General features: G+C 60.5%; 20 protein-coding genes. 8 read left to right on the top strand and 12 right to left on the bottom strand.

Annotated features, from left to right (window positions below; translation table 11 throughout):
• Positions 1 to 75 precede the first annotated feature (75 nt).
• The 6 genes from KRX51_RS06185 to gndA form a co-directional block, all read right to left on the bottom strand.
• On the bottom strand, positions 76 to 1,650 hold the full coding sequence (locus KRX51_RS06185) for a hypothetical protein (RefSeq protein WP_218362157.1): 1,575 nt from the start codon (positions 1,648 to 1,650) through the stop codon (positions 76 to 78).
• A gap of 102 nt (positions 1,651 to 1,752) precedes the next feature.
• Positions 1,753 to 2,661 (bottom strand): 3-methyladenine DNA glycosylase, encoded by a 909-nt coding sequence (locus KRX51_RS06180; protein ID WP_218362156.1) that lies wholly within the window; start codon positions 2,659 to 2,661, stop codon positions 1,753 to 1,755.
• A 9-nt stretch (positions 2,662 to 2,670) separates the two neighbouring features.
• Positions 2,671 to 3,774 carry a hemolysin family protein gene (locus KRX51_RS06175; protein WP_218362154.1) on the bottom strand — a complete coding sequence of 368 codons (1,104 nt, stop codon included), beginning with the start codon at positions 3,772 to 3,774 and terminating at the stop codon, positions 2,671 to 2,673.
• Positions 3,774 to 5,156, bottom strand: coding sequence for a hemolysin family protein (locus KRX51_RS06170; RefSeq protein ID WP_218362152.1), 1,383 nt, complete (start codon positions 5,154 to 5,156; stop codon positions 3,774 to 3,776). The genes KRX51_RS06175 and KRX51_RS06170 overlap by 1 nt, the downstream gene beginning before the upstream one ends.
• 102 nt (positions 5,157 to 5,258) lie before the next feature.
• The gene (locus KRX51_RS06165; protein ID WP_218362151.1) at positions 5,259 to 6,650 is read right to left on the bottom strand and encodes a DEAD/DEAH box helicase; all 1,392 of its coding nucleotides are present in this window, start codon (positions 6,648 to 6,650) and stop codon (positions 5,259 to 5,261) included.
• 2 nt (positions 6,651 to 6,652) lie between these two features.
• Positions 6,653 to 8,095 (bottom strand): NADP-dependent phosphogluconate dehydrogenase, encoded by a 1,443-nt coding sequence (gndA, locus tag KRX51_RS06160; RefSeq protein WP_218362150.1) that lies wholly within the window; start codon positions 8,093 to 8,095, stop codon positions 6,653 to 6,655.
• A 48-nt stretch (positions 8,096 to 8,143) separates the two neighbouring features.
• Between gndA and KRX51_RS06155 the strand changes: the two genes are divergently transcribed.
• A complete protein-coding gene (locus KRX51_RS06155; RefSeq protein WP_255549387.1) occupies positions 8,144 to 8,704 on the top strand; it encodes a PaaI family thioesterase in 561 nt (186 codons plus the stop codon).
• Between the two features lie 80 nt (positions 8,705 to 8,784).
• Here the strand turns inward: KRX51_RS06155 and KRX51_RS06150 are convergent, their stop codons facing one another.
• Positions 8,785 to 10,197: an NAD(P)/FAD-dependent oxidoreductase gene (locus KRX51_RS06150; RefSeq protein WP_218362149.1), complete on the bottom strand. Its 1,413-nt coding sequence runs from the start codon at positions 10,195 to 10,197 to the stop codon at positions 8,785 to 8,787.
• 256 nt (positions 10,198 to 10,453) lie between these two features.
• On the opposite strand from KRX51_RS06150, the gene KRX51_RS10325 reads away from it, so the two are divergent.
• From KRX51_RS10325 to KRX51_RS06130, 4 genes are all read left to right on the top strand, one after another.
• The gene (locus KRX51_RS10325; protein WP_218362148.1) at positions 10,454 to 11,803 is read left to right on the top strand and encodes a class I SAM-dependent methyltransferase; all 1,350 of its coding nucleotides are present in this window, start codon (positions 10,454 to 10,456) and stop codon (positions 11,801 to 11,803) included.
• A gap of 69 nt (positions 11,804 to 11,872) precedes the next feature.
• Entirely contained in the window at positions 11,873 to 13,627 is a 1,755-nt protein-coding gene (locus KRX51_RS06140; RefSeq protein ID WP_218362147.1) for an FAD-binding dehydrogenase, read from the top strand.
• Between the two features lie 14 nt (positions 13,628 to 13,641).
• Positions 13,642 to 14,145: a thiol peroxidase gene (tpx, locus tag KRX51_RS06135; protein WP_218362146.1), complete on the top strand. Its 504-nt coding sequence runs from the start codon at positions 13,642 to 13,644 to the stop codon at positions 14,143 to 14,145.
• Positions 14,146 to 14,163: 18 nt separating this feature from the next.
• A complete protein-coding gene (locus tag KRX51_RS06130; protein WP_218362145.1) occupies positions 14,164 to 15,645 on the top strand; it encodes a sodium/glutamate symporter in 1,482 nt (493 codons plus the stop codon).
• A 79-nt stretch (positions 15,646 to 15,724) separates the two neighbouring features.
• Here KRX51_RS06130 and KRX51_RS06125 read toward each other — a convergent pair whose 3' ends face one another.
• Positions 15,725 to 17,284, bottom strand: coding sequence for a SulP family inorganic anion transporter (locus tag KRX51_RS06125; RefSeq protein ID WP_218362143.1), 1,560 nt, complete (start codon positions 17,282 to 17,284; stop codon positions 15,725 to 15,727).
• 268 nt (positions 17,285 to 17,552) lie between these two features.
• On the opposite strand from KRX51_RS06125, the gene KRX51_RS06120 reads away from it, so the two are divergent.
• Genes KRX51_RS06120 through KRX51_RS06110 form a run of 3 tightly spaced genes read left to right on the top strand, consistent with a single transcriptional unit; the run spans position 17,553 to position 18,810 of the window.
• Positions 17,553 to 17,885 carry a helix-turn-helix transcriptional regulator gene (locus KRX51_RS06120; RefSeq protein WP_218362141.1) on the top strand — a complete coding sequence of 111 codons (333 nt, stop codon included), beginning with the start codon at positions 17,553 to 17,555 and terminating at the stop codon, positions 17,883 to 17,885.
• Positions 17,879 to 18,598, top strand: a complete 720-nt coding sequence (locus tag KRX51_RS06115; protein WP_218362138.1) for a cation transporter — start codon at positions 17,879 to 17,881, stop codon at positions 18,596 to 18,598. The genes KRX51_RS06120 and KRX51_RS06115 overlap by 7 nt, the downstream gene beginning before the upstream one ends.
• Before the next feature lie 35 nt (positions 18,599 to 18,633).
• Positions 18,634 to 18,810, top strand: coding sequence for a hypothetical protein (locus KRX51_RS06110; protein WP_218362137.1), 177 nt, complete (start codon positions 18,634 to 18,636; stop codon positions 18,808 to 18,810).
• A gap of 142 nt (positions 18,811 to 18,952) precedes the next feature.
• Here the strand turns inward: KRX51_RS06110 and KRX51_RS06105 are convergent, their stop codons facing one another.
• The 4 genes from KRX51_RS06105 to KRX51_RS06090 all read right to left on the bottom strand — a co-directional run bounded on the left by KRX51_RS06105 (position 18,953) and on the right by KRX51_RS06090 (position 21,424).
• Positions 18,953 to 19,186: a hypothetical protein gene (locus KRX51_RS06105; RefSeq protein WP_218362135.1), complete on the bottom strand. Its 234-nt coding sequence runs from the start codon at positions 19,184 to 19,186 to the stop codon at positions 18,953 to 18,955.
• An 89-nt stretch (positions 19,187 to 19,275) separates the two neighbouring features.
• Positions 19,276 to 20,319: an endonuclease/exonuclease/phosphatase family protein gene (locus tag KRX51_RS06100; RefSeq protein ID WP_218362133.1), complete on the bottom strand. Its 1,044-nt coding sequence runs from the start codon at positions 20,317 to 20,319 to the stop codon at positions 19,276 to 19,278.
• 17 nt (positions 20,320 to 20,336) lie between these two features.
• Positions 20,337 to 21,026 carry a YceI family protein gene (locus KRX51_RS06095; RefSeq protein ID WP_218362132.1) on the bottom strand — a complete coding sequence of 230 codons (690 nt, stop codon included), beginning with the start codon at positions 21,024 to 21,026 and terminating at the stop codon, positions 20,337 to 20,339.
• Between the two features lie 74 nt (positions 21,027 to 21,100).
• Positions 21,101 to 21,424 carry a hypothetical protein gene (locus KRX51_RS06090; RefSeq protein ID WP_218362131.1) on the bottom strand — a complete coding sequence of 108 codons (324 nt, stop codon included), beginning with the start codon at positions 21,422 to 21,424 and terminating at the stop codon, positions 21,101 to 21,103.
• Positions 21,425 to 21,536 lie beyond the last annotated feature (112 nt).

Genomic DNA, 21,536 nt, shown 5'->3' with positions numbered 1-21,536 from the left:
CGCCGCGGCCACAGCCGCGCACAACAACAGCCCCGCGCTTTATCTGCGCGGGGCTGTTGTTATCGCTAAAGGGCCCTAGCCCAGACCAAAGGCCTGGCGCAGCGCAGCTGGAAGATCCTGGCGGCCATCAATAACAACACCACCGGTGGCCTCAGCAGCCGACTGCAGACCACCATTGGTGCGATCGTCGCCGATAAGCACAATATCGACACGCACCGGACGATCCTCGCCGATCATCTCGCGCAACCGGTCCACAGCAGCATTCGGGTCCTCACCGGATAGATCCAGCCCAGAGCTGACCAGCACCACCCGGTTCGTGGTCTCCGGCAACCAACCATCCTGAGCGTGACCGAACGCCTCACGCAGTGAGGGCCACATCCACGGCTCACCCACCGAGCGCAACTGATTGAGCTGATCCACATCAGCCTGCGGCGTTGCACCCGACAAATACGTATTCGCGCGCACCGGGCTTTGCACCCCAGGCGACTGCGGGGACGAGAAATTCCACAGCGCCACCCGGCGGCCCGCACCGGTACCGGCCTCCTCAATGACGGGCACCAACTGCGGGCGCAGCGCATCAATATCAACCTCAGTTGAGGTATCCACAAGCAGCACCGTCGAACCCGCCGGGGCATCGCCAGCGGCCTGCGCAGGGTCCTGATTGCCCGCATACGGGTCAGTCTGCAACCGGGCTAAGTCCGGCATTACCGCCAGCGCCTGCGCGCCAGTGGGGCCAATAGGGGAGATGGTCGTGTCATCGGCAGCCAGACGCTGTGCCGCGAAGTCAGTAAAGGACTTCGCCGCCCGGGCAGTGGGCTCATCAATCGGGCCACCAGAACCAAAAGCGACCACAGGTGCTGCAATAGCTGCAGAACCCTCCGGGGAAATAAACCCCACCCCAGGGCCCACATTCATCGTCATTGACTGCGTTGCCGCCAAAGCCTGGTACGTCTTATCCCCATTGGCCATCTGGCCAGCAATAGTATCGGCAGTCAGATCCCCGCTCTGCTCCGCACGAGCAATCGCCGCATCACGCAGCTGCTGCGCCTCACCGTCATCAATATGGGCGGCAACCAGTGACGACACCACCGCGTCATCACCACCCGGGGCGGCAATATTCAACGCCGAAAGCTCATCCCAGGTCTGCGCGCGGTACTGATCGCGCTGGTCGGCGGGCACAGCCAACCCCACCGGCTCGGGGCTGAGCCGGGCATCAATATCGGATACCGAGACCACATCAAGATCCTCAGCAGCATCCACCGCGCTATCGACAGCAGGAATCCACACCGCCGGCAACGCAGCCACCGCATTATCATCACCTTCACCGGCGGCCCGAATAGCATCGACCACCTGGTAGCTGCCGCTGACCATCAACTGCGGGCGCACACAGTAGTCATGCGCCACTGGGTTAGATTCGCCATAATCGGCCACCAACTGCTGAGCCTGGTTAGCAACAGCAGGGTCCGCGCTGACCCGGATACTGATATCCCCCTTGGTGCAGTCGGCATTGACCGCGCGGCGCTCATCGGTGACCCTATTGAGCACCACCCACGACACCACCAACGCGGCGACCACAATCAGCGCCACGATGAGGAATAACAGGCCCCGCGAGATTCGGTAATTGGACTCCCCAGTGGAATGGCGGCCCATGACATCACACCCCTTATGCTGCCGGCGGCAACTGCACTGTCGCCTATTGCACCAATGGTAACGACAAATCCGCCCCGGACGAGCAGAACAACCAAGCCCAGCTCACTCACCCAGGGCAGCGTCGGCAAGTGCAAGCAACGCACGACGCAACGGCTGCCCCCGGTCAGTGAATTCACGCTGCTTATCGACGTAGACAGCCTTACCCTCAGCGGTCTCCACCGCAATAGGCTGCACACCCCACGCCGAGAGGTCGTAGGGGCTCGCGGCCATATCGACCGCACGGATATCGCGGGCTAACTCGAACGTATCCAGCCACAACTCACCCGGCACTAAGGGCCCAAGCTTCGCCGCCCACTTATACAAATCCATCCCCGCGTGCAGACATCCCGGCTGCTCACACTCAGGTTGGCTCTCGCGGGTCGGCTGCAACACATTGCGCGGCTTCGCCGGTTCAGTAAAGAACCGGAAAGCATCAAAATGACTACAGGCAATCGTGTGGTTTTCCACAACCTCATCAGTACCGTCCTGGCCGAGGCGCAACGGCTCAGGGTGGCGTGGCTTATCGGCGCGGTAGACCATCGCCCACTCGTGCATCCCAAAGCAGGAAAAGCGGGCAGGGCGCTGGCTGGTATTACGCAAAAGATTGCGCACATACGCCACCGTGTCGCCACGGGCAGCAAGAAAAGCAGCCACATCAACAGTGGCGGAACCATCGTCGGCAAGCCGATAAAATTTCGGCCACGCTAAGCGACGATCAACGCGCACACCATCGCGCGTCTCGACGACAGCGTCGGCAAGCTGCACCCCAGCCCCAGGGCACCAACGCCTAAGATGAGCCGGACGGATGGGGTAGTAGTCGAAGAGGAAATCCTCCACCGGGTGGCGCTCATGGCGACTACGACGCTCACGGTGCGCCGCAGTGAAACCATCAGCACGCTTGGCATGTGCAGCCGCGAACTGCCGCCACTGCGAAGCAGCGACGGCAGTCGGTGTAGCAGACGCGGAAGACATACCGTGACCCTAACGGGTCTGGTTCCTCCCCGGCCGCACCGGGCCAAGATCGACCTGAGCATGACCGACGGTCTCGTGCGTCCAGTCCCGCACGACACCAATATGCTCCTCGATGAGGTCCTCCAAGGTCACAATGCCCACCGGCTTGCCGTCCTTGGTGGCCAACGCCATATGCTGCGACTTGCGGCGCAAAATACGCATCGACTTATCGATGGAACCATCAGCATCGACCGAAATCAGGGTGCGGATCTCCTCATCCGGAATAGCCTCCTCCGGGCCCGACTCCGGATTAATCACCCGATCCAGCACATCCTTGACGTGGATATAGCCCTGATAAGAACCAGCCTCATCAATCACCGGGAAACGAGAAAAACCAGTATCGGTCACCGCCTCCTCTAAGTCACCGACCCGAGGATGGGCCGGCACAGTACGCACCTGCTCCAACGGCACCAGCACCTCCGCGATTGAACGGGACTCCGAAGACAAGGCACGGTTGAGCCGCGAATGCTCATCAGCATCCAACAGGCCTTCTGAGCGCGACTCAGCAATCATCGAAGCCAGCTCGGAGGAATCCACCGAAGAATCCAGCTCATCCTTCTGCTCAATGCCAAACCACGCCAAGGTGTGCCGGGCAACCCAGTTGAAGAACAGCAGCAAAGGCTTGGTGAGCTTATAGAACACCACGTGGATAGGTGTCAGCCACATCGCCGTGGTTTCCGGGCCGGCCAGCGCAATATTCTTCGGCACCATCTCGCCGAGCAGAATATGCAGAATCGAAATCAGGCCCAAAGCAATCGCGAAACTCACCGGGTGCAGCAAGTTATCGGGAAGATGCGCGGCATGGAAAGGCTTTTCCAACAGGTGCGCAATCGCCGGCTCAGAGACCTTACCCAACAGCAGCGAAGCGATCGTGATGCCCAGCTGCGCGGCAGCCAACATCAACGACAGGTTCTCCGAAGCCTGGATAACAGTGCGGGCACGCTTTTTACCCTGGGCGGCAAGCGCCTCCAAGCGGTCGCGGCGGGCGGCAATAAGAGCGAACTCCGCGCCAACGAAGAACGCGTTCAGTAACAGCAAAAACGCGGTCAGGAATAATCCGAAATAGTCATTCATCAGCCGAATATCTCCTTGGCGCGTTCATCGGTCATGGGGATAAGCAAGGCACGGTCGACGCGGCGACCATCCATTGCCGTAATGCGGGCTGTCCACCGACCCGGAATGCCGGACTCAAACTCATCCATGCCATCTCGGTCAGTCTGGGGCAGCAGCACCGCATCTCCCTCGGCGGGAATGCGGCCCAAGGCATTCATCAATAAGCCACCCAAGGTTTCATAATCACCCTCGGGCGCGAAATAACCGACACACTCAGGAAGTTCATCAATACGCACCAGGCCGGAACAGTCCCAACCTTCCAACACGCGCTTCACTTCCTGCTCGGCCTCAGCGTCATCATGCTCGTCATAGACCTCGCCGAGAATCTCCTCGACCACGTCCTCAATAGAGACAATGCCCGCAGTGCCGCCGTACTCATCAGCAATGAGCACCACCTGGCTACCAGCAGAGCGCACCGCATTAAGCACCGCGTCACCATCTAGCGACTGCGGTAAAACCGGCACCTCGCGGGCAAGCTCACCAACAGAGGTGGTGCCGCGCTTCGGGCCGGGCACCGTGAACGCTTCCTTTACGTGCACCACACCGACGGTGGCATCCAGGTCACCATCGGCAACCGGGAAACGGGAATGGCCAGTGGTTAAGGCCAGCTCCAGTAAGTCAGTGACGGTCGCATCGGTATGCAACCAGTCAATAGTGGAGCGCGGGGTCATCAAATCCTCGGCGGAAGTCTCACCAAAACGCAGCGAGCGGTCCAGAATCTGGGCCTTGCCTTCATCCAGGGAGCCATGCTGGGCGGAATTACGCACCAAGGCGCCAAGTTCCTGGGGGCTGCGCGCCGAGGCCAGTTCATCGGCAGGCTCGATACCAAATTTGCGGACCAACTTATTGGCCAGCACATTCATGATGTTGATGAGCCACTTGAAGATCCAGTTGAAAATCGTCACCGGCCGGGTGACCTTGCGGGCCACCGCCATCGGCTCGGTAATAGCAACATTCTTCGGCACCAGCTCGCCATAAATCATGGACAGCCCAGTGGCGATAATCAGCGCCAAAATCAGGGACACCGGCCGAGTTGCGGCATCAGGCAGATTCAGCCATTCCAGCAGCGGCGTGAAATAGCCGGCAAGGACTGGTTCAGCCAAAAAGCCAGTGACCAGGGTGGTGATCGTAATACCGAGCTGCGCACCAGAAAGATGGAATGACAGGTTGTTATGTGCCTGCTGCAAAGCCTTACCGGTGCTGTCACCCCGCTTGCGAGCGTCATTATCAATGGCGGAACGTTCCAGGCCGGTGAGCGCGAACTCAAAGGCCACGAACATGCCGGTGCCGGCGGTCAAGGCGATGAAGCCAATGATCGCGGCAATATTAAGCACGATGTCCATATTCGGTGTGTATTACATCCTTTATCTAGTCACGTAGTACGCCCGCCGCAGATTTTGCGGCCCCTCCCTGCGTAAATACTGTAGGTCAGCGTACCCGCTCAACTACCGACGGCGGGTACCACCGGAGCGACCCCGCCTGCTTGCGCCATCACGACGAGTCTTCGTCCGAGGCCTAATTTCGTTGCCATCAAGACCAACCTGAAGATCAACCGGAATTCCCCGGCGACTCTTCGGCGGTGTTTTCTTCGCCTTCCGACGCCGCTCCGGCGCACCAGTATCAGTGCTGCTAGAACGACGCGGACGCCCTGGTGGGCGGCGCGCCCCAGTAGCTGCTTGCACCTGGCCGGAACGCAGATCAGCATCCAGCTCCTGGGCGCTCACCCCTGCCTCGGCAAGTACTGCGCGGGCGGCACTGAGACCATCCCGGGTGATAAGAGTCGCAACAATTCCGCGGCGGCCCGCGCGTGCCGTGCGCCCCGAGCGGTGCACATACGACTCAGCATCAGCAGCCGGGTCAACGTGCACCACCAGTTCCACATCATCAATATCCAGCCCACGGGCAGCCACATCAGTAGCCACAAGCACCGGCGGGGAACTAGCAGCAAAACCGCGCACAGCTTCAGCGCGGGCAGTATGGCCACGGCGGCCATGAATAAACCCAGCGTCGATCCCAGCGTCGGCAAGCACCTGATGCACCTTGCCGACCCGGAACCGCTCGCCCACAAAAAGAATGGTCCGCCCTGGGCGGGCAGCTAACCAGGTGGCCAACTCATCCCGGGCGGCCTCATCCTTGGCGATCAGCAGGAAATGCTGCACCCGGTCTAGCTGCTGCGCACCGGCGGCAGGGCTCACCACAGCGCCCTCGGCACCAACCTCATGGCGAACCGGGTTCTGCAAACGCTGGTACAAAGGCTCCACCGCCGCACCCAACGTCGCCGAGCACAACATCAGCTGCGCAGTATTGGGCACCTTATTGAGGATGCGGTTGACCTCCGGCAAGAAACCCATATCGGCCAGCTCATCGGCCTCATCGACCACGGCGACAACAGTCTTATCGAAACGCAATAAACCCGTGCGGATCAGCTCACCAGCGCGGCCAGGGGTGACCACCACAATATCCGCAGGGGCCGCCAGCCGACGCTGCTGCGGGGCCAATTTCTCCCCGCCAATCAGCGATAAGGTGCGCAAACCATAGGCCCGGCCCAACTCACTGAGCACCTGAGCAATCTGATTAGCCAACTCTCGAGTCGGGGTAATCACCACCGCACGAGGATGGCCCGGCACGCTATGGCCGTCGGCAAGCGCAGCCACCAGCGGCACCGCAAACGCCAAGGTCTTACCGGTGCCGGTCGGGGCGCGGGCAATAATGTCCCGGCCAGCCAAACCATCGGGAATCACCGCAACCTGCACGGCAGTAGGGGTAGTAATACCCATCCGGGTGAGCTCCCGGTTAATCGCCTCCGGGGCGCCGAGCTGCTGCAGCGAAGAATCCACGATTAAGACTGGACTTCCGAACGGTCGCCCGACCACAACGTGTGGAAGGAGCCGTCCTTATCGGTGCGCCGGTAGGTGTGCGCACCAAAGAAATCACGCTGGCCCTGAATAAGAGCGGCCGGCAAACGCTCGGCACGCAGACCGTCGTAATACGCCAACGAAGAGGAGAACACCGGGGCAGGAATACCCAGGCGGGTGGCGGTGACCACCACATCACGCCACGCATCCACGCACTCGGTGACCTGCTCGCGGAAATAATCATCCAGGATCAGCGCCGGCAACTGCGGGTTGCGCTCATAAGCTTCGCGGATACGGTTCAGGAAGCGGGCACGAATAATGCAGCCACCACGCCAAATAGTTGCGATAGAGCCGCGATCCAGCTCCCAGCCGTACTCGGCGGCACCAGCATTAATCTCATCGAAGCCCTGCGAGTAGGCCACAATCTTCGAGGCATACAGCGCACGACGGACCTTCTCAACGAACTCAGCACGGTCGGCCGGGGCGTCGGCAAGCGCACCAGAAGCCAGCTTGCCCTGGGCGGCCTCGCGCTGCGCCAAGGAAGAAGACAGGGCGCGGGCGAACACGGCCTCACCGATACCAGTAACCGGAATACCCAAATCCAGGGCGGCCTTCACAGTCCAGCGGCCGGTGCCCTTCTGACCAGCGGCATCAACAATGACATCCACCAACGGCTTGCCGGTCTCAGCATCGACCTGGGAGAGCACCTCAGCGGTGATCTCCACCAGGTACGAATCCAAATCGCCGGTATTCCACTCGCGGAAGATATCGGCAATCTCGGCCGGGGAGTAGCCCGCGGCATCGCGCAGCAGCTGGTAGGCCTCGCCGATGACCTGCATATCGGCGTACTCAATGCCGTTGTGCACCATCTTCACGAAGTGGCCCGCACCATCGGCACCAATATGGGCACAGCACGGGGTGCCATCGACCTGGGCGGAAACACTCTCCAGCAGCGGGCCGAGGGACTCGTAGGCCTCCTTGGTGCCACCAGGCATAATCGCCGGGCCGTTCAGGGCACCTTCCTCACCGCCGGAGATACCAGCACCTACGTAGTGCAGGCCGCGGGCCCGGATGGCCTCTTCGCGGCGGATGGTGTCGGTGTAGAGCGAGTTACCACCATCGATGATGATGTCGCCGGGCTCCATGGCGTCGGCAAGCTGGTTGATCACAGCGTCGGTCGCCGGGCCGGCCTGCACCATGATCAAGGCGCGGCGGGGACGCTCCAGGGAGGCAACAAAATCCTCAATGGACTCGGAGGCAATGAAGTTGCCCTCCGAACCGTGCTGGTCCATAAGGGCCTGGGTTTTTTCAGCGGAGCGGTTGTAGACGGCGACGGTGTGGCCGCGGCGGGCGAAGTTACGGGCAATATTTGAACCCATAACCGCCAGACCGACGACACCAATCTGCGCGAACTGATGTGAAGTCATGGATTTGAGGATAAGTTATGGGAACCATAAACGCAGAAAGGGGCAACCATGAGCGACGAAAATAAGGGGTCCGCGGCGCCGGATTCTGACATTGATGAATCGATGAATTTCCTTGTGTTGCGCGATATCGCAGCTCAGCGTGAGCTTACCGACGATGAGCTCACCCAGATCAACACGATGCTGAGCCAGTCGACCGCACATATCGACGGTGACCTTTCTCAAGTATTCGGCATGGAAGCCCTCACCAACGTGCGCTATCGGGCCGTCGGACCCAAGGGCGTCACCCTGTCGGTCCAGGTTGACTACCGACACCTGCAGCCCGCCGGCCAGGTCAATGGCGGCATGTTGGCCTTCCTCGGCGAAACCGCCGGTTCCATTGCTGGATATATCGCCCTGGGCCCGGATTCAGTAAGCCGTGTAGTCGGCGCCAATAACAACACCGACTTCATCCGCCCATGTTTCCCCGGAGACACCATCACCTCCCAGGCCACCGCGATTCACCTGGGCCGCACCTCCCAGCTGTGGGATGTCCGGCACACCAACCAGCACGGCAAGCTGTTGGCGTGCACCACCCTGCGCCTGGCTGTGTTGACCCCGCCACAGAAGTAGGCACGACAAACGCCCGCTGGCGCACCATCACGGTGCACCAGCGGGCGTTATCGATAACTAGCCGCAAGGGGTGGGCTGATTTATTCCTCAGTGTCCTTGCTGCGGATCGCGCGGCGGGTATCGCGGATCTCCATCGGCTTGTCCTGGCCGGTGAGTTCCTCAAGCTGCGAGATGGCGTTGCGCGCGTACATTTGCTGGCGGGTGGACACCAGCTGCCAGCGGTCGCGGGTGAGCACGTTGAGGCCCCAGCTGATGGACGACACCAGGCGGTTGCGGAAGCCCACCAGGAACATCAGGTGCACGCCCAGCCACAGTGCCCAACCCAGGAAGCCGGTGACCTCGACCTTGCCCATCTTCACCACAGCGGAGAAGCGGGAGACAGTGGCCATAGAGCCCTTATCGAAGTACTTGAACGGCTGGCGCTCGCTGATATCGGCGCCTTCGGCCTCATCGGCGATATAGCCGGCGACGCATTCGCCGCCCTGGATGGCCACCTGGGCCACACCGGGCAGACCGTCCAAGCTCATCATGTCGCCGATCACGAAGACCTTGCGGTCATCACCGACGGAGAGGTCCGGGTTGACCGGTACGCGCCCGGCGCGGTCGACCTCGACACCAAGCTGGTCGGCGACGAGCTTGCCCAGTGGGGAAGCGGCCACACCGGCGGACCAGATCTTGCAGTAGGAGGGGATGGTGGCGGTGACGTCGCGGACGGTGTCCTTGTACACAACACCGTGGTCGTCGACGTCGGTGACAATGCTGTTGAGCTTGACGACAACACCGAGGTCCTCCAGGCGCTTCTGGGCGTTGCGGCCCAGTCGCTTGCCGAAGGGCGGCAGCACCTGCGGGGCGCCATCGAGCAAGATGACGCGCGCGGAGTGCGGGTTGAAGGAACGGTAGGACGAGGTCAGGGTGCGGTTAGCTAGCTCCGCGATCTGTCCGGCAAGCTCCACACCGGTCGGGCCTGCGCCGACGACGACGAAGGTGAGCAGGCGTTCCCGCTCGGCCGGGTCATTGGTGAGCTCTGCGCGCTCGAAGGCGGAGATGATCCGTGCCCGGATCTCAAGGGCGTCGTCAATGGTTTTCATGCCCGGTGCGTAGTGGGCGAAGTGGTCATTGCCGAAGTAGGACTGGCCAGCACCGGCGGCGAGCAGCAGGTAGTCGTACTGCCACAGGTTGACTTCATCGCCCAATTCCGAGGTCACGACCTGCTTGTCGACGTCGATATCGACGACATCGCCCTTGACGACGCGCACATTGGGCTCGCTGTCGAAGATCTGGCGGGTTGGCGGGGCGATCTCGCCGGAGGACAGGATGCCGGTGGCAACCTGGTAGAGCAGGGGCTGGAATAGGTGGTGGTTGGTCCGGTCGATGATGGTCACATCGACGTTTTCGTCTTTGAGCTTTTTCGCGGCGAACAGACCGCCGAAGCCCGAACCGACGATGACGGCATGGGGGCGCCCGGACTCAGGACGGAACGGCGTCTCGGTCATTGTCTCTCCTCACAATTGCTGACGCGGCCAGGTCAGGGTGGATTGCACACTTTTCGGCCACGGTTACCGCGACAGTTTATGCGCAATGGTGTGCCGCCGCCGATTTGGTGGGGTGCAACGGTAGCGTTCAGGGATATCTGCTTATTGCGCCACCCGGCGTGACAGGTTCATTGTGCTGTTGGTTTTATTCGAACCTGCACCAATGTAATCGCCGAATAGCATTTATTGAAGTTCACGTTGTTTTCTGGAGGTTCTGGTGGAGCCCTACGCCATTGATGCGCAGCGCTGGCCTGGTGTGGCGCGGGTGCCTGCGGGCCCGCTGGGTGGCACGCGCGGAACATTGGCGCGGCGCTCCTTCGAGCGTGCGTGTGTGCGCGCTGGGGTGGAGCTTTCCGACGCTTGCCGCGGCGGCGCTGACTCTGCTGTTGCGCCTGCTTGTGAGCTGCGGGTGAATAATGAAGCGATTTATCAACGGCTTGCCGAGTCTGACTGGTTGGGCCTGGGGGAGTCGTACCTGGCTGGGGAGTGGACCTCGGATACGTTGCCGGACACTCTTGGCGCGCTTTTAGGGGTGGGCCTGGAGTCCGGTATGGAAGGCCGGGTGGGCCGGTCATTGCGTCGGGTGACCCGTACCCGCCCCGAGCTTGCCGACGAGTCCCCCGGCGGGGAGCTGCCGTCGTCTCTGGTTGCCCTGTATGCGGGTAAGAGTTTGGCGGCCGGCTCGGCCCGGTTCGCCTCCGGGATTGCCACCACCGCACGCGAGGATGTCGCCGCTGATGCGGGTAGCCCCAAGCGTCGTGATCTGCATCGCCCACCTGTGGATATCACCACTGTTGACCCGCCGGTGGACCCGATGCGTGCTGATTTGCCGGGCGCGCAGCAGCGTCGGATTGCTGCGATGATGCAGGCTGCGCAGGTGCGTGCGAGTTCCCGGGTGCTGGAGTGGCCGTCCTCGGGTGGTTCTTTGGCGATGGCTGCCGCACAGCGGGGTGCAGCTGCCGACGTGGTGGTCAACAGTTCCGATATGGCCGCGGCGGTGGGGAAAAATATCGCCGAGGCTGGGATGAGTTCTTATGTCAAGGTGCTGCGCAGCCGTGACTCGATTCCTTCGGCCCGCGAATTCCCCACTGATTATGACGCCATTATCTGTGCTGAACGTCTGGAAACTCTGGGCATGGCTGGGTTATTGCGGTGGCTGAAGACCGCCGATCGAGTGCTTGCTGAGCGTGGCCGCATTGTGCTGCACCTGCCGGTGGCTGTGGGCGATAGTTGGGGAGAGGTCGGCCCGGCCCTGGATTTTGTGCGTTCCTATATTTGGCCTGCTTTGTACTACCCACAGTTGCCGGAACTGCGGCGCCTTATTGAGCGCGATACTGGGCTGCGGGTTGTTGAGCACACCCATTTCGCCGGGCATTATGAGCACACTTTGCGGATGTGGCGGGAGCTTTTTGCCGCCCAGTCCCGGCAGGCCGCCGGTCTTGGTTATGACCGCGTCTACCGGCGCTTATGGGAGTACTACCTGGCTTTGCAGGAGGCGTTGGTGCGCACTGGTCGTCTGGACATGGTGCAGTTGACGTTGACGGTTGCGCCACCGCGACGTCGGTAAGCACTGAGGGGTTGACCAAAACTCGGCAAAACTGTTTTCTGTGAAAATATTTCTCGGTATGGTTTGGTCATGGATACCAAGCAACAGTCCGTCTCAGAAGTCACCGCCCAAGAGTATTTCGACGTCATCGTTGTCGGCGCTGGTCTTGCCGGCCTTGTTGCAGCCTATGAAGCACAAAAGGCTGGGCGCCGCGTCCTCATCGTCGACCAGGAATCGTTCCGCAACCGAGGAGGCCAGGCCTTCTGGTCCCTGGGCGGCATTTTCTTGATTGACTCACCTGAGCAGCGCCGACTGGGGGTAAAAGACAGCCTTGAGCTCGCCCGCCATGACTGGTTCTGCTCAGCCCAATTCGACCGGCCCGAGGATCACTGGCCCCGGCAATGGGCCGAGGAATACCTCAAATTCGCAGCAGGGGAGAAGCGCGAATACCTCACCGGCCTGGGCATGCGGTTTTTGCCGGTGGTCGGCTGGGCAGAACGCGGCGAAGGCGATGCCGACGGGCACGGCAATTCCGTCCCACGCTTCCACCTGACCTGGGGCACCGGCCCGGAGATTGTGCGCGTCTTCCTAGAACCCCTGGAGGAGGCGGAAAAGGAAGGCCGTGTCGTGTTCGCGCACCGCCACCGCGTCGACGAGGTCACCATGGAATCTGGTCGCGTCACCGGTGTGAAGGGCACTGTGTTGGAGCGCTGCGATCACCTCGACCGGGGCATGGCGTCGCCGAAGGGGGAACTGGGCCCCTTCGAGTTCCGCGGCGACACTGTGCTTATCGCCACCGGTGGCGTCGGCGGCAACCTGGACATGGTGCGGCGCTACTGGCCGGAGGAAAAGCTTGGCCCGATGCCCACCGATATGGTCACCGGTGTTCCCGCACATGTGGATGGCCGTGGCATCGAGATCGCCGAACGCGCTGGTGCGCACACCATTAACCGGGACCGCATGTGGCATTACACCGAAGGAATGGCCAACTGGGACCCCATCTGGCCCAACCACGGCATCCGGATCATCCCCGGCCCGTCGTCGTTATGGTTCGACGCCACCGGTAAGCGACTGCCGGCGCCGTATATTCCCGGCGCGGACACTGTCGGCACGATGAAAGCCATCCTGGATACTGGCTACAGCTATTCCTGGTTTGTGCTCAATGAGTCGATTGTGAGCAAGGAATTTCTGTTCTCCGGTTCCGAGCAGAACCCGGACCTTACCGATAAGGAACTGACCAAACTCGTCGATAAGATCCGCGCAGGTATTCCCGGCCCGGTGCAGGCTTTTATGGATAAGGGCGAAGACTGGGTGATCGCCGATACCCTCGAAGAACTTGTCGACGGCATGAATGCAATCACCGGTGCTGATCCGGAAAGTGACACCAACGAGGTGCCCGTTGTCGACGCCGCGCAGCTGCGCCACCAGATCGAGGCCCGCGATATGCAGGTCGACAATAATTTCAGCAAGGACTACCAGGTCAACTACACGCGGGTGGCCCGTAAATTCCTTGGGGACAAGCTCATCCGGTGTGTGAGCCCGCATAAGATTCTCGACAAAAAGCATGGTCCGCTTATTGCGGTGCGGCTGCGTATGCTCACCCGGAAGACCCTCGGCGGTATTGAAACTGATCTCGAAGGCCGCGTGCTTGGTGCCGACGGCCAGGTCGTCGACGGTTTGTGGGCTGCTGGTGAGGCCACCGGTTTTGGTGGCGGCGGAATGCACGGCAACAACGCACTGGAGGGCACATTCCTTGGTGGCTGTGTGTTCTCCGGAATGCGTGCAGGTCGCTCGATGTCCCAAGCTGTATATCACGAGGCGCGCAGCGCCATTACTGCTGAATAGGTAGAACGGGACATATGACTGATACCACTGCCTTCCAGGGCACCCCCGTAACTCTGTCCGGAACGTTGCCTACCGCAGGTGAATCCCTGCCGTCTTTCACGGTCACTGGTACTGACCTGAAGGCACTGTCGAATAAGGAACTCACCGGCAAGAAACTCGTCCTCAATATCTTCCCGTCGGTTGATACCGGCGTGTGCGCGGCCTCGGTGCGCCGCTTCAATGAGATCGCCGCTGAGCGTGGTGATGCCACGGTGGTCAATATCTCCCGCGACCTGCCGTTCGCACTGGGCCGTTTCTGCGCCGCTGAAGGAATCGACGGTGTTATCTCCGCCTCGGATTTCCGCCGTGAATTCGGCGAGGCCTTTGGTGTGGTGCAGACCGACGGGCCGCTGGCGCAACTGCTGGGTCGCGCTGTGGTTGTTGCTGATGCCAATGGTGGCGTCATCTACTCCCAGGTTGTCCCGGAAATCACTGAAGAACCCGACTACGACGCGGCTCTGGCTGCGCTCGATAGCTGATTGAGAATGTAATTCATCATGACCCCAAATTCCGTAGGTCTAGCTCTTCTCCTCCTTGGCCTATTCCTGCTGGTCGGCAAGTTCATCCGGATGCGTGTGCGCTGGGTGCAGAACCTGTTCTTGCCCTCCGCCATCGTCGCGGGCTTCATTGCGCTGGCGTTAGGGCCGGATGTTTTCGGCCAGATTATGGCCCTATTCGGCAATGACAGTTTCACCGAATCCGGCCTGCTGGGAGCGGACACGCTGGAAGTGTGGAAGTCCCTACCGGGCCTGCTGATCTCGGTGGTCTTTGCCACCTTATTCCTGGGCCAGAAGCTGCCCGGGCCGCGCACCGTAGTGGATCTCGCTGGCCCCCAGCTGTCTGTGGGCGTGGCGTTTGCTTCCGGCCAGTACGTCATTGGCCTGCTGCTGGCAGTGCTTGTGCTGGCGCCATTCTTCGGTATCCCGGAGATGGCCGGCGCGCTTATCGAAATTGGTTTTGAAGGCGGCCACGGCACCGCAGCCGGCATGATTCCCGTTTTCGAGGAAGTCGGCTGGTCTGATGGCGCCGACCTTGCCATTGGTGTGGCCACCATCGGTCTGGTTGGCGGCATTGTAATCGGCGTCGGCGTGATCAACTGGGCTATCCGCACCGGCCGCACTGAGGTTGTGACCGACGTCTACGAGCAGTCCCTGGCTGAGCAGCGTGGCCTGTTCGGCAAGGATGAGCAGTACACTGCCGGCAGCCTCACGTCGCGCCCGTCGTCGATTGAGCCGCTATCGCTGCACATGTCCTTCGTTGCTTTGGCCATCATCATTGGTGTTGGCTTGCTGGAGTTTTTGCAGTGGGTTGAGCAGATGCTGTGGGCGGATAAGGTTGAACTGTTGGCATACGTGCCGCTGTTCCCGCTGGCCATGCTGGGCGGCATTTTCTTGCAGATCGCCATGAATAAGCTCGGTATTGGCCATTTGGTCGACCCAGGTTTGATGATGCGTATCCAGGGCTTCGCCCTTGACGTGCTCGTCGTTGCTGCCTTGGCCACCATCTCGCTGCAGGCTATTGCCGCGAATTTCTGGGCCTTCCTCATCTTGTGTGTCGGCGGTATTGCCGTGAACCTGTTCTTGCTGCTGTGGATGGTGCCGCGCACTATCCCGTCGTTCTGGCTAGAGCGCGGTATCGGTGACTTCGGCCAGTCCATGGGTGTCACCGCCACCGGCCTGATCCTCATGCGCATTGTCGACCCGGAGGGCAAGTCGCCCTGCTTTGAGGCTTTCGGCTATAAGCAGCTGGTCTTTGAGCCGTTCTTCGGCGGTGGTCTGATTACCGCAATCGCCATCCCGCTGATCTACCAGTTCGGCCCGTACCCGCTGCTGGTGGGGATGGGTGTGCTCTTTATTGGCTCGTTGGTCACTGGCCTGTTCTATTGGGGCCGGAAGACCAGTGATGATGCTGCATTGCGGCATGCCGATGTCACACCGGATCATGTCGGCCCCGGCGACGGGGTTTCGTCGACGGCCTAGCTAGGCGATTCGCGAACACAAAATCTCCCCGTCCCCACAAGCGTTGGGGGCGGGGAGATGTGTGTTTTTTTCGGGTCAGTTAATGGGCGGCACCGAAATTGCCGGAGAGGCGTTCTAGTCGGGCCAGACTGGCCCCATCGAGTCCGGTGATGGTGACGTCCTTTCCGCGCTGCTGGTATTTGTGCACGATGCCGTCCAGTGTTGCCACCGTCGAGGCGTCCCAGATATCGGCACCGGTTAAGTCAATAATGATGTGCTTGGCATCATCGGTGTAGTCGAAGGCGTAGACGAGGTCATTGGAGGATGCGAAGAATAATTGGCCACTGACCAAATAGCGGCGGGTATCGACTTGCCCATCGTGGTTGGTGTCGAGCTCTTCGACCTTCTGCACGGTCACCAGGTGTGCGATCCTGCGGGCGAACATGACCATGGCGGCCAGCACACCGGTGATGACACCGACGGCGAGGTTGTGGGTCACCAGGGTGGCGATGACGGTGGTGAGCATGACGCCGGTTTCCGATAGCGGCATCAGGCGCAGGGTGTTGGGGTGAATGGAGTGCCAGTCCATGGTGGAGACCGACACCATGATCATGACCGCCACCAGCGCGGCCATGGGGATAAGGCCCACCATTTCGCCGAGGCTGACTACCAGAATCAGCAGGAAAATACCGGCCAGCAGGGTAGATAGGCGGGTGCGGGCACGGGATGCGCGCACGTTGATCATGGTCTGTCCGATCATGGCGCAGCCGCCCATACCGCCGAAGAAGCCAGTGACGAAGTTCGCGGTGCCCTGGCCGAGGGCTTCGCGGGTTTTATCGGAGTGCACGTCGGTGATGTCGTCGACGAGCTTGGCGGTCATCAGGGACTCGAGCAGGCCGACGATGGACATGGCCAGCGCATAGGGCGCGATGATCTTCAGTGTCTCGAAGGTCAGGGGCACGTCGGGCAGTAGTAGTGCCGGCAGGTTTTTCGGCAGTTCGCCTTGGTCGGCGACGTCGGGAACGTCCCAGCCGACGGTGACCACGAGGATGGTGAGCACCAGGATGGCGATGAGGGGAGCGGGCACCGCGGTGGTGAGGTGGGGGAAGAGGTAGACGATCAGCAAACCACCAATGACCAGCGGGTAGACCAGCCAGGGGACACCGAGGAGGTGCGGAATCTGGGCGGAGAAGATCAGGATTGCCAGGGCGTTGACGAAGCCGACCATGACGCTGCGTGGGATGAAGCGCATGAGCTTGGCTACCCCAATGAGGGCTAGCAGGACCTGGAAAATGCCGGCCAGGATCACTGTGGCGATGAGGTAGTTCAGGCCGTAGTCCTTGGCTACTGGGGCGATGACTAGTGCGATCGCGCCGGTGGCGGCGGAGATCATGGCGGGGCGGCCGCCGGTGAAGGCGATGGTCACGGCCATGGTGAAGGAGGCGAATAGGCCTACCCGGGGGTCGACGCCGGCGAGGATGGAGAACGAGATCGCCTCGGGGATGAGGGCGAGCGCGACGACCAGTCCGGCGAGGACTTCGGTGCGTAGTCGTGAGACCGAGGAGAAGGCGTAGCGGAAGGATTCGATAACGCCGGTGGGGGCGTTGGCGCCTTCGACGTGCACCGGGGTGGGGTGCTCGGCGGTGGTGGTTGAACTCATGGGGCTCCTATAACCGCACATACGTTCCGGCTCGGCCGGGCGCCGGTGTGGGTTGGTGGGTTGTGGGGCGGAAAAGTGATGACTAGGCGGATGTGGTCTAGCTGGGTGAGCGGGCCGTAAGTATGTAACGAAAACCTTGCTCACCGTACTGTTCAGCGGTGATGTGCAGCAATTCGAGACAGGGGGTTTAGGGGTTTAGGTGTGGTTAGCAGCCACCCCCAATAGTTCACCCTTTCGTGAATACAGCGAACGATGTACTGTTACGGCTATGAGTATTGCACTACCCACGGTTCATCTTGAGGCGCTGTCGCGTTTCGGGCATGCGCTATCTGACCCGGTTCGCACCCGAATCCTCCTTGAGCTCAAGGAAGCCTCGCGCTATCCCTCTGAGCTTGCCGACGATATGGGCGTCTCGCGCCAGGTCATGTCCAACCACCTGGCCTGTTTGCGCGGGTGTGGCTTGGTCAACCGTGTCGCCGATGGGCGTCGAACGCGATACTCCCTGTCCGACCCACACCTGGCAGAAGCGTTAGACGCACTGCTAGCCGTTACCGTGCGCACCGATCCGGTGTGTTGCGGGGGAGAAGAGTGCTCATGCTAACCATTACTGAAACACAAGCGGCCCCGGTGGCCCCGTCGGTCGAGCGGCAACACGTTCTCGGTCGGCGCATTCGCCTGATTGTCGCAGCGACGATCATCTACAACCTCATTGAAGCTGTTATTGCGATTACCGCAGGCACCTTGGCCTCCTCGGGTGCTCTAATTGGCTTCGGTTTGGACTCGACTATCGAGGTGACCTCGGCAGTTGCTGTTGCTTGGCAATTCACGCGCCAGTCGCCTGAAAAATGGGAAAAGTCCACGCTTCGTGTCATTGCGATGGCCTTCTTCGCGCTTGCTGCCTATGTCACTTTTGACTCGGTCCTGTCGCTGACCCAAGGCGAAGCTGCTGACCATTCCACGGTGGGCATTGTCCTGGTGGCTATTAGTGCCGTCGTGATGCCCCTGGTGAGCTTCTTAGAGCGTCGTGCAGGCATGGAGCTTGGTTCAGCAAGTGCTGTTGCCGACTCTAAGCAGACCTTGATGTGTTCGTACCTGTCGGTAGCTGTGCTTATCGGCTTGGTATTGAACTCGTGGCTTGGCTGGTGGTGGGCAGACCCGGCTGCCGCGCTCGTTATTGCCGCACTGGCTGTGCGCGAAGGCGTCGAGGCATGGAAGGGCGACGGATGTGCGCTAGCTGCCGGTCGAGCCCTTGATGCTCAGCCGGGCGATGGTTGCTGCGGTACCGACGGGTGCACCGACGGCTGCTGCGACTAAGGCAGCCTCAGTCGGGGTCACTAGACTTGGCGGTTATGAAGACTCCGCGTAATTGGCGTGCCATCGCCGTCGTACTGATTCTTATGGCGAGCGTTCTCGTGGTCTTGTCCGCGAAGAGTTTCTTCCCGGGCTGGTCCACGATCGCCTGGGTTGGTGCGCTGTTGTGTTTCGCCGGCAGCTTTCTTGCGATCAATGAGGCGCGCAAGGAGTAGCTGGCGTGCCGGCTATATGCCGTGGGGTGGGGTGTACTGAAACTGGGGTTCAGCACCACGTGGCGTAAATGTCATAATGTATATTATCGGACAATTGTTGAGCTGGGATATTGTCGTCTACCCACGCGCTAGCGCCATGAGATCAGTCTTCCTCGGCTACGCCGGGTGTGGACTGCTCATTGCGTTCCTTTTCCTGCATTACAGGTAGCTCTTCGCGTAGTTGCTTTATCTGGTAGACCGCCAGCGCCAGGAATGCCAAGCCGATGAGGACGAAAATCCACGCCTTCTCGAGCACCATGACGGCGATGAAGATGATGAGCAGCGTGGCGCGCACATAACGCATCCGCAGCATCCGCTCGAGGGTGGCAACGTTCATAAGGTGTCCTCTAGGTCTTATTGGTGGTAGCTCCACTCTAACCGTCATTACGTCACAGTGACGTAATGACGGGTGTAGTGGCGCCGTTGTTAGGCTGTCTCCGGGACCCGGATCGTCGTGATAAACGCAGCATGATCCGAATCGCCTATCCGATGTACCGCACAGTCAGTAGCTTGCAGCGGCGCGGTAATAAATACATGGTCAATCTGCGCGCGCAGACTAGCTGGGCTCGCCGCCGGCCAGGTGCCGCCCGGAAAATGGTCACACTGGCGTGCAGCATCAAGCAATGCAGAACGACGAGCCATCGGCCCATGCCGCAGCGTCGCATTGAAATCCCCGGCCATAATGATCGGAGCATCAAAATCTTCGCCATAGGCAACGCTGCGATTCAGATCGGCACGCCACACATCCATCAATCCCGGTTTCGGCGAGGCGGTATGCAGGCCGATAATGCGCGGCAGCCCCGGATCGTCGAACTCCAGGCTCACCGTGCCGGATCGAGTAATCGGCCCCTCAACGAGCCGCGAATGGCCAAGGCGATTATTGACAATCACTGTTGTGGGCGCCACCTGGTCCGCGAACTGCTTGAGACGTCCCCACGGTGGCGTGCCCCGTACATAGCCTGGGTAGTCAAGATCGGCTACATAGCGCACGAGGTCCCTATGCGGGGTTTCCGGCAGCACCAGAATATCCGGGTCATATTCAGAAAAGATTGTTTCCAGATCATTTTTAGTGAATGCGCCCTGGGTATTAAAGGTCATTATCCGAATAGACCTCCCCGCGCCGTCATCGGCAGCAGCTGCCTGCGCCTCAATAGCTGGTGCGCGTTCTGGAAAATAAAAACCTGCCGGAGCCAGTGCAAAAATAATGCCGGAAATAATCCAGACCACTGAGGCTACCCAGAGACGAAAAGACCGCACCGGATAATGGGCCAATACCGCCAACACCACCCCCAGCACGCACACACATAATGACACCGGCGCCAAAAACGCCACGAACTGGGCAAACGGCATTGTGGTGGTCAGCTGCCGCACAGCTGGGTGCTGCGGAAAAATCGCGGCAAAAAGCGTCACTAGACCAACAGCTAAAAGAGCCTCGGCATAGAGGTGGCCACGGAAGTGCCGAAATAGCATTGCGTTCCTTGCAGGGCTTAGGAGCGAACTCGCTCCAAAACAAGGCGAATATTCAGCTCGCCGTCTTCATCCACCAAAGCGGCCGCGAAGTCAGGAACACGCACCCCATAGTCGAGACGATTAATAGTGATATCGCCAGAGAGCAACACATTCTCACCAGTACGGGTGACCTCTAAAGGCACGGTGACGTCCTGCGTTACACCACGAATCGTCAACCGGCCAGGAACCTCTACCGTCTGCGATGTCGCATCGTCAGGCACATCGGAGATATCCACCGGCTCGGCGACCTCAAAGGTGGCCGTCGGATAGCGATCAGTATCGAAAATCGTCATCCGCACATTGACGTCGCGACGCTCAATATCCGACGACATGGAGGTCATATCGACCGTGATCGTGCCGTCGGCAAGCTTGCCGTCCTTGACCTCCACCTGGCCCGTGACCTCGCGGGTATTACCGGAGGTGGTCCGCGCATCAGAGGGCAACAGCTCGTTGAAGGTGTACCCCACCGCAGTAGCATTAGGGCCACTACCTGGGATAACTTCCCACTGTCCGTTAATGCCGACGCTCGCAGCGGGCATATCGGCGGTCGTGAAGTCACCGGTTTTGACACCCTCAGACGTCACGAGCCGGTACAACACCGGGCCAACAATGACGATAGCCAGGGTGACCATCGCAACAGCGAAGAGAGTCAACAGCGTCTTCTTCATAAATCCATCGTATCTGCCTGAGCAACAAACCATGACATTGCCGCCTGCTCAAATACGTACCCCGACGAGTTGGGCTACCGTAATTTGTCCAGCTCACGGGTCAGTTCGATGAGCTCAGTGGCCATGTGCTTGATATCGTCGTGCGAGGCTTTCTCCACAGCGGCGGTATGGATATCTTCTGCGGCGCAGCGCAATTCGAATAGTCCGTCGTGCAGTCGGTCAGCGGTGGCCTGGCTCATGGTGACGCCCTCACCGGGCTGGACTCCCCTGCCGCCGCGGCGCGATTCGTAGGCACGCTGCCGACAGGCATGGCCACAGTACTTGCGGCGCCGACCGCGCGGTGGTGATTCAATCTCGCGGCCACACCACTCACAGTGGTTCCGGGCGCTGGCTGTCATGCCGCTTAGCCTATCCCCTTTCCGTTTTCTGTAGTATCGACCAAGCTCCGGGTTATACTCGGAGGTCGACTATCAGGGCCGTCCTGGCCCGCTGATGCGCGTGCGCTTTAAG

Source organism: Corynebacterium sp. TAE3-ERU12, from assembly GCF_019209905.1.
Lineage (GTDB): Bacteria > Actinomycetota > Actinomycetes > Mycobacteriales > Mycobacteriaceae > Corynebacterium.
Note: the sequence above shows the minus strand (reverse complement) of the source record. Positions and strands in the feature narration are given on the sequence as shown.

Bases quoted from the DNA above. Each gene is read 5' to 3' on its own strand.
- KRX51_RS06115 (WP_218362138.1), top strand. From the start codon at position 17,879: ATGCTAACCATTACTGAAACACAAGCGGCCCCGGTGGCCCCGTCGGTC.
- KRX51_RS06120 (WP_218362141.1), top strand. From the start codon at position 17,553: ATGAGTATTGCACTACCCACGGTTCATCTTGAGGCGCTGTCGCGTTTC.
- KRX51_RS06180 (WP_218362156.1), bottom strand. From the start codon at position 2,661: ATGTCTTCCGCGTCTGCTACACCGACTGCCGTCGCTGCTTCGCAGTGG.
- KRX51_RS06100 (WP_218362133.1), bottom strand. From the start codon at position 20,319: ATGCTATTTCGGCACTTCCGTGGCCACCTCTATGCCGAGGCTCTTTTA.
- KRX51_RS06140 (WP_218362147.1), top strand. From the start codon at position 11,873: ATGGATACCAAGCAACAGTCCGTCTCAGAAGTCACCGCCCAAGAGTAT.
- KRX51_RS06095 (WP_218362132.1), bottom strand. From the start codon at position 21,026: ATGAAGAAGACGCTGTTGACTCTCTTCGCTGTTGCGATGGTCACCCTG.
- KRX51_RS06130 (WP_218362145.1), top strand. From the start codon at position 14,164: ATGACCCCAAATTCCGTAGGTCTAGCTCTTCTCCTCCTTGGCCTATTC.
- KRX51_RS06170 (WP_218362152.1), bottom strand. From the start codon at position 5,156: ATGGACATCGTGCTTAATATTGCCGCGATCATTGGCTTCATCGCCTTG.
- KRX51_RS06125 (WP_218362143.1), bottom strand. From the start codon at position 17,284: ATGAGTTCAACCACCACCGCCGAGCACCCCACCCCGGTGCACGTCGAA.
- gndA (WP_218362150.1), bottom strand. From the start codon at position 8,095: ATGACTTCACATCAGTTCGCGCAGATTGGTGTCGTCGGTCTGGCGGTT.
- KRX51_RS06090 (WP_218362131.1), bottom strand. From the start codon at position 21,424: ATGACAGCCAGCGCCCGGAACCACTGTGAGTGGTGTGGCCGCGAGATT.
- KRX51_RS06150 (WP_218362149.1), bottom strand. From the start codon at position 10,197: ATGACCGAGACGCCGTTCCGTCCTGAGTCCGGGCGCCCCCATGCCGTC.
- KRX51_RS06175 (WP_218362154.1), bottom strand. From the start codon at position 3,774: ATGAATGACTATTTCGGATTATTCCTGACCGCGTTTTTGCTGTTACTG.
- KRX51_RS06105 (WP_218362135.1), bottom strand. From the start codon at position 19,186: ATGAACGTTGCCACCCTCGAGCGGATGCTGCGGATGCGTTATGTGCGC.
- tpx (WP_218362146.1), top strand. From the start codon at position 13,642: ATGACTGATACCACTGCCTTCCAGGGCACCCCCGTAACTCTGTCCGGA.
- KRX51_RS06155 (WP_255549387.1), top strand. From the start codon at position 8,144: ATGAGCGACGAAAATAAGGGGTCCGCGGCGCCGGATTCTGACATTGAT.
- KRX51_RS06185 (WP_218362157.1), bottom strand. From the start codon at position 1,650: ATGGGCCGCCATTCCACTGGGGAGTCCAATTACCGAATCTCGCGGGGC.
- KRX51_RS06110 (WP_218362137.1), top strand. From the start codon at position 18,634: ATGAAGACTCCGCGTAATTGGCGTGCCATCGCCGTCGTACTGATTCTT.